The organism is Nocardioides sp., assembly GCF_035429765.1.
GTDB lineage: Bacteria > Actinomycetota > Actinomycetes > Propionibacteriales > Nocardioidaceae > Nocardioides.
This window is the reverse complement of the sequence record NZ_DAOMFK010000185.1, coordinates 1-6,398: the sequence shown is the minus strand read 5'-3', so window position 1 is coordinate 6,398 and position 6,398 is coordinate 1. Positions and strand designations below refer to the sequence as shown.

At 74.0% G+C, this 6,398-nt stretch carries 3 protein-coding genes; all 3 read left to right on the top strand.

Annotated features, from left to right (window positions below):
* The first annotated feature begins 147 nt into the window (after positions 1-147).
* A complete protein-coding gene (gene hrpA / locus PLP61_RS13900; protein WP_324503340.1) occupies positions 148-3,987 on the top strand; it encodes an ATP-dependent RNA helicase HrpA in 3,840 nt (1,279 codons plus the stop codon).
* Positions 3,988-3,996: 9 nt separating this feature from the next.
* Positions 3,997-4,593 carry a hypothetical protein gene (locus PLP61_RS13895; protein WP_324503339.1) on the top strand — a complete coding sequence of 199 codons (597 nt, stop codon included), beginning with the start codon at positions 3,997-3,999 and terminating at the stop codon, positions 4,591-4,593.
* Positions 4,594-4,708: 115 nt separating this feature from the next.
* Complete coding sequence (locus tag PLP61_RS13890; RefSeq protein WP_324503338.1) at positions 4,709-6,157, top strand: ABC transporter substrate-binding protein; 1,449 nt, start codon at positions 4,709-4,711, stop codon at positions 6,155-6,157.
* Positions 6,158-6,398 lie beyond the last annotated feature (241 nt).

Genomic DNA, 6,398 nt, shown 5'->3' with positions numbered 1-6,398 from the left:
ATGTCCCACCAGCCCCATCCGTCACCGCGAGCACGGCACACTCTCACTTCGCACCGGTTGCTTGCCTCCACGCTGCGGACCCGCCCGGGGAATCCGACACCCACCGCCAGAGGTACGGCGCCGCAGCCCGGCACAATGGGCGGCACCATGACCGGCGAGCCGCACATCTCCTACCCCCCGGAGCTGCCGGTCAGCCAGCGCCGCGAGGACATCGCCGCCGCGATTCGCGACCACCAGGTCGTCATCGTCGCGGGAGAGACCGGGTCGGGGAAGACCACCCAGCTGCCGAAGATCTGCCTGGAGCTCGGCCGCGGGCGCACCGGCCTGATCGGGCACACCCAGCCGCGGCGGATCGCCGCACGGTCGGTGGCCGAGCGCATCGCCGAGGAGCTCGGCACCGAGCTGGGCGACCTGGTCGGCTACCAGGTCCGCTTCACCGACCGCACCAGCCGCAGCAGCCGGGTCAAGCTGATGACCGACGGGATCCTGCTGGCCGAGCTCCAGCGCGATCGCCAGCTGCGCCGCTACGACACGATCATCATCGACGAGGCGCACGAGCGCAGCCTCAACATCGACTTCCTGCTCGGCTACCTCAAGCGGCTGCTCCCGCGGCGCCCCGACCTCAAGCTGGTCATCACCTCCGCCACCATCGACCCCGAGAGGTTCGCGGCACACTTCGCCGACCGGCGCGGCCGCCCGGCCCCCATCATCGAGGTGTCCGGACGCACCTACCCGGTCGAGGTGCGCTACCGGCCCCTGGTCGAGCTGCCCGAGCAGGACGAGGAGGGCGAGGCGGTCGTCCGCGACCAGACCGAGGCGATCCTGGCCGCGGTCCGCGAGCTGACCGCCGAAGGCCCCGGGGACGTCCTGGTGTTCCTGCCCGGCGAGCGGGAGATCCGCGACACCGCCGACGCCCTCGCCGACCTCGGGTCCGCCGACCGCCGCGGTGGGCTGGAGGTGGTCCCGCTCTACTCGCGGCTCTCCGCGGCCGAGCAGCACCGGGTCTTCGAGCCGCACGGCGGACGCCGGGTGGTGCTGGCCACCAACGTCGCCGAGACCTCGCTGACCGTGCCCGGGATCCGGTACGTCGTGGACACCGGCGTCGCGCGGATCAGCCGCTACTCCACGCGGACCAAGGTGCAGCGGCTGCCGGTCGAGCCGGTCAGCCAGGCCTCCGCCCGCCAGCGCTCGGGCCGGTGCGGCCGGGTGGAGGCGGGCATCGCCGTCCGGCTCTACTCCGAGGAGGACTTCGCGGCCCGCCCCGAGTTCACCGACCCCGAGATCCTGCGCACCAACCTGGCGTCGGTCATCTTGCAGATGGCCAGCCTCGGGCTGGGCGACCTGGCCCGGTTCCCGTTCGTCGACCCGCCGGACCGGCGTACCGTCACCGCCGGCGTCCAGCTCCTCGAGGAGCTCGGCGCGCTGACCGTGGGGTCCGGCACGTCGGCCGACGGTCAGCGGGCGTCGAGGCAGCACCGGCTCACCGCGCTCGGCCGCCGGCTCGCCCGGCTCCCCATCGACCCTCGGCTGGGGCGGATGATCCTGGAGGCCGAGCGGCTGGGCTGCGTGCGCGAGGTGGTCGTGATCGCGGCGGCGCTGTCCCTGCAGGACCCCCGGGAGCGGCCGGTGGAGGCCCAGGCCCAGGCCGACCAGCAGCACGCCCGGTTCACCGACCCGTCCTCGGACTTCCTCACCTGGCTGAACCTGTGGCGCTACCTGCGCAGCCAGCAGCGGGCCCTGTCCTCCAGCGCCTTCCGGCGGATGTGCCGGCGCGAGTACCTGAACTACCTGCGCGTGCGTGAGTGGCAGGACTTCGAGTCACAGCTGCGCCAGGTCTGCCGCGAGATGCGCGTCACCGTCGGCCACCCCGCCGACAGCCCCGACGCCGACGGCATCCACCAGTCCCTGCTGTCCGGGCTGCTCTCCCACGTCGGGCTGCTGGAGGAGTCCCCGGCCCGCGGCGGTGCTCCGGCACGCGGTCGGGCGCGCGGCCCTCGGGAGTACCTCGGCGCCCGCGGGACGAGGTTCGCGATCTTCCCGGGCAGCGCGCTGCGGGGGAAGAACCCGCAGTACCTCATGGCCGCCGAGCTGGTGGAGACGTCGCGGCTGTGGGCCCGGCAGAACGCGGCGATCGAGCCGGAGTGGGCCGAGCGGCTCGGCGCGCACCTGGTCAGGCGGAGCTGGTCGGAGCCGCACTGGTCGAAGAAGCGGGCCGCGGTGATGGCCTACGAGCGGGTGACGCTGTACGGCGTCCCGCTCGTCGCGGACCGGCTGGTCAGCTACGGCCGCATCGACCCCGCGCTGTGCCGGGAGCTGTTCATCCGGCACGCGCTGGTGCAGGGGGAGTGGGACACCCGGCACCGCTTCTACGCCGAGAACCGCCGACTGCTCGCCGAGGCCGAGGAGCTCGAGCACCGGGCCCGGCGCCGGGGCATCGTCGTCGACGAGCACACCCTGTTCGACTTCTACGACGCCCGGGTGGGTGCCGAGGTCGTCAGCGGGGCGCACTTCGACCAGTGGTGGCGCCGCGCCCGCCAGCAGCGGCCCGACCTGCTCACCTTCGACCCGGAGATGCTGACCCGGGAGGAGGGCCGGGTGCAGGAGGCCGACTACCCCAGCACCTGGGAGGAGGAGGGGCTCACCTTCCCCATCCGCTACCACTTCGAGCCCGGCGCGGTGGAGGACGGCCTCACCATCGACGTACCGGTCGCCACCCTCAACCGGGTCGGTGCCGACGACTTCTCCTGGAACGTGCCCGGGCTGCGCGAGGAGCTCGTCGTCAGCCTGCTGCGCAGTCTGCCCAAGGCGCTGCGGGTCAGCTTCGTGCCCGCTCCCAACACCGCCCGGGCTTTCCTGGCCGCCGTGCCGCCCGGCGAGGAGCCGCTGCTGGACGCCCTCGAGCGTTACCTGCGCGCCAGCACCGGGGTGGTGGTGCCCCGCGAGGCGTGGGACTGGTCGAAGGTGCCCGCGCACCTGCGGCCGACGTTCCGGGTGGTCGACGAGCGCGGGCAGGAGGCGGCTCGCGGCAAGGACCTCGAGGCGCTCAAGCAGCCGTTGCGGCCCAGCTTCGCCGAGGCGATGGCCGAGGTGGCGGCCGACAGCGGCGTCGCGGCCACGGGTCAGCGGCGCTGGACCCTCGCGACGCTGGCCCCCTCGCTCACCCAGCGGCGCGCCGGGCACGAGGTGGTGGTCCACCCCGCCGTCGTCGACGAGGGCGGCACGGCTGGGGTCGCGGTGTTCGGCTCCGAGGACGAGGCCCTGGCCCGGCACCGGCTGGGGGTCCGCCGGCTGCTGCTGGTGGAGCTCGCGGACACCGCTGGCCCCACGCCGCTGCGCGCCGTGCTGGACTCCCTGGGCAACGCCGGGAAGCTCGCCCTGGCCGGGTCGCCGTACCCCTCGGTCGCCACCCTCGTCGAGGACGTCGAGGCGGGCCTGGTCCTGGACCTGGTCGACGCGCACCCGCCCGTACGGGACCCGAAGGCGTACGCCGCCCTCCTCGCCGCCGCCGGCACCGACCGGGAGCCCCGGCTGCTGGCCGCCGTCCACGTGGTCAGCGAGGTGCTCGACGCCTGGCGCAGCGCGGGACGGGCGCTCTCCGGCCGCGCCGAGCTGCCGCTGCTGCCCGCGCTGAGCGACATGGGCGCACAGCTGGAGCGGCTGGTGCACCGGGGCTTCGTCGGCGAGGTCGGCCTGGCCCGGCTGCGGCACTACCCGCGCTACCTGCGGGCGTTGGAGCTGCGCCGCGAGCAGCTGCCCGACCAGCTCGCCCGTGACCGGCAGCTGATGGACCTCGTCACCGACCTGCAGCAGGCCTACCTGCACCAGGTCGCGGCGCTCCCCGGGGACGCGGCACCGGGAGCGGCGCTGCGCCGGGCCCGGTGGCTGCTGGAGGAGTACCGCGTCTCCCTGTGGGCCCAGCAGCTGGGCACCGCGGAACGGGTCAGCGACCAGCGGGTTCGGGCGGCGCTGGCCGGGACGGCGACGTAGTCTGAGTCGGTGAGCCAGCGCCCGCACCACCGTCCGTCGACGCCGGGGGACGCCTTCTTCGCCGAGCTGTCCGGCGGCGTGGACCCGGCGCTGCTGACGGAGAGTGCCGAGCGCGCCGCCACCGTGCTGGTCCGCGGCGCCCGGGACGCGGAGAGCGCCGAGATCGCCGACCGGCTGGTGCTGCTGGCCGAGACCGAGGGCCTCGAGACGCTCGCCGAGCTGTGGGCGGGCGCCCCACCGGACTCCCTCGCCGGCTGTCTGTGGCGGCTGTACCTGCTGCGCACCTGGGTGTACGCCGAGCCCGCGCGGGTCGCCGCCGAGTTCGAGGCCGGCCGGCTCCGCGCCCAGGTCGCCCGTGTGGTGGCCGGGGTCGCGGACCCGCCGGGTCCCGAGGAGGTCAAGGTGATGATCGACCAGGTGCTGCGCGGCATCGCGCAGGGCGACTTCGCCGACGTACTCCTGCGGGCCGCAGCGTTCGCCCGCGTGGTCGCCACCGGTCGCGCCGTCCTGCCCGCCGAGAGCGGCGCCGACGCGGCCCGGATGCTGGTCCTGGCCGAGCAGCTCGAGAGCGCCGGGCACGTGGAATTGGCCCACGGGCTGGGCTGAGGGCCTAGACTCGACGCGAGTACGCCGGGCCGCGGCAGCCCCGGGTCCCACAACTAGCCGCTGCGAGCGGCCACGCGCCGTGAGGCGCTCCCGGTCCGGCGTACTCCCCAGCACCGTGCGCGTGCCCGTTGCCATGGTCGGTATCGTGGGCTACGCGGTGTCGTGGGCCCGCGGGACGAAGGGGGTCATGGTGTCGCGTCGGTGGTCCGGCGGTGCAGCGCTGCTGACGGTCGGGGTGCTGGTCGCCGCGGCCCTCGCGGGGTGCACGGGGTCCGGGTCGGCCACGCCCTCGGCGAGCCCCTCACCCACGGCCGCCCCGTCACCGGTCTCGCTGACGTTCGGGGTGTTCGGGCCGGACGCCGAGCTGGTGGCCTACTCCGACCTGGCCCGCGCCTACACCGCCGGGCACGACAACGTGAACGTGACCGTCGTGCCGTGGGCCGACCGCGACGCCCAGGCCAAGGCGTTCCGCTCCGGTGAGCCGGTGCCCGACGTGTTCATGCTCTCCCAGCGCGACCTGGCCTGGGCGCTGGACAACGGCGTCACCCAGCCGGTCGACGAGCTGCTCGACGCCCGCGGTGTGTCCTTCGGCGACGACTACGCCCGCGACGCGCTCGCCGCCTTCGCCGGGGACAACTCGCTGGCGTGCATGCCCTACTCCATCTCGCCGATGGTCATCTACTACAACACCGACCTGATCGACTTCGACCGGATGCGCCGGCGCGGCCTGGACGCTCCCGAGGAGCTGGACTCCTGGAACTTCGACCAGTTCACCGCTGCCGCCGAGTTCGCCACCCGGCCCGCGCGGGGGACCCGCGGGGTCTACATCGCGCCGTCGCTGCAGGGACTCGCGCCGTTCATCTACTCCGGCGGCGGGCAGGTCTTCGACGAGCCGAAGGACCCCACCTCGCTGGCGTTCTCCACCGGGGACACCCAGAGTGCCCTGGAGGCCACGCTCACCCTGCTCCGGGACGCCCAGGTCACGCCCACGCCCGCACAGCTGGCCGAAGAGGACCCTCTCACCCTCTTCAAGGAGGGCAAGCTCGGCATGATCGCCGGGTTCCGCAACCTCACGCCCGAGCTGCGCACGGTCGAGGGGCTGAGCTTCGACGTGATGCCGATGCCGAGGATCACCCGCTCCGGGACGGTCGGCGACGTGGCCGGCATGTGCATCGCGGCCGACACCGACAACGTCGAGGCCGCGGCCGACTTCCTGGTCAACGTGCTCTCCGAGGAGGCGGTGGCCACGGTCGCGAGCCAGGGCTACATCGTGCCCGCCAACGTGGCCGTGGCGACCTCGGACGCGTTCTTGCAGCCCACCCAGCTGCCCGCCAACGCGGCGATCTTCAACGCCAGCGTCCGCGACATCGTGGTGCCGCCGCAGCTGGACTCGTGGGCGCGGCTCGAGGCCGCCGCCGCGCCGGGGATCCACGAGCTGCTCACCGTCACCGTCCTCGACGAGGCCGCGATGGACGACATCACCGGCCGGATCGACGAGGCCTCCCAGCCGGTGCTCAACCCGCCCAGCCCCTCGTCCAGCCCGTCCGCGACTCCCTCCTCGTAACCCGCGAGGCGGGTTGCGAGGGTGTGAGCCCCGTCGGTTTCCCTGGGTGGGGAAACCCTCGCTTCGTGGGGGTTGCTACCCCCGATAAGTGACAGTGTGCCGTGCTAGGTCGGGGCAGTCCGCGGCCTGAGGACCCGCGGCCGGCAGCGCTGGCCGGGGTCAGGCGGGAGGGGCGTCGGCGAGGATGATCGCCTCGACCAGGAGGGCCCGGGTCTGCTCGACCTGCCCCGGACGGGTGCCG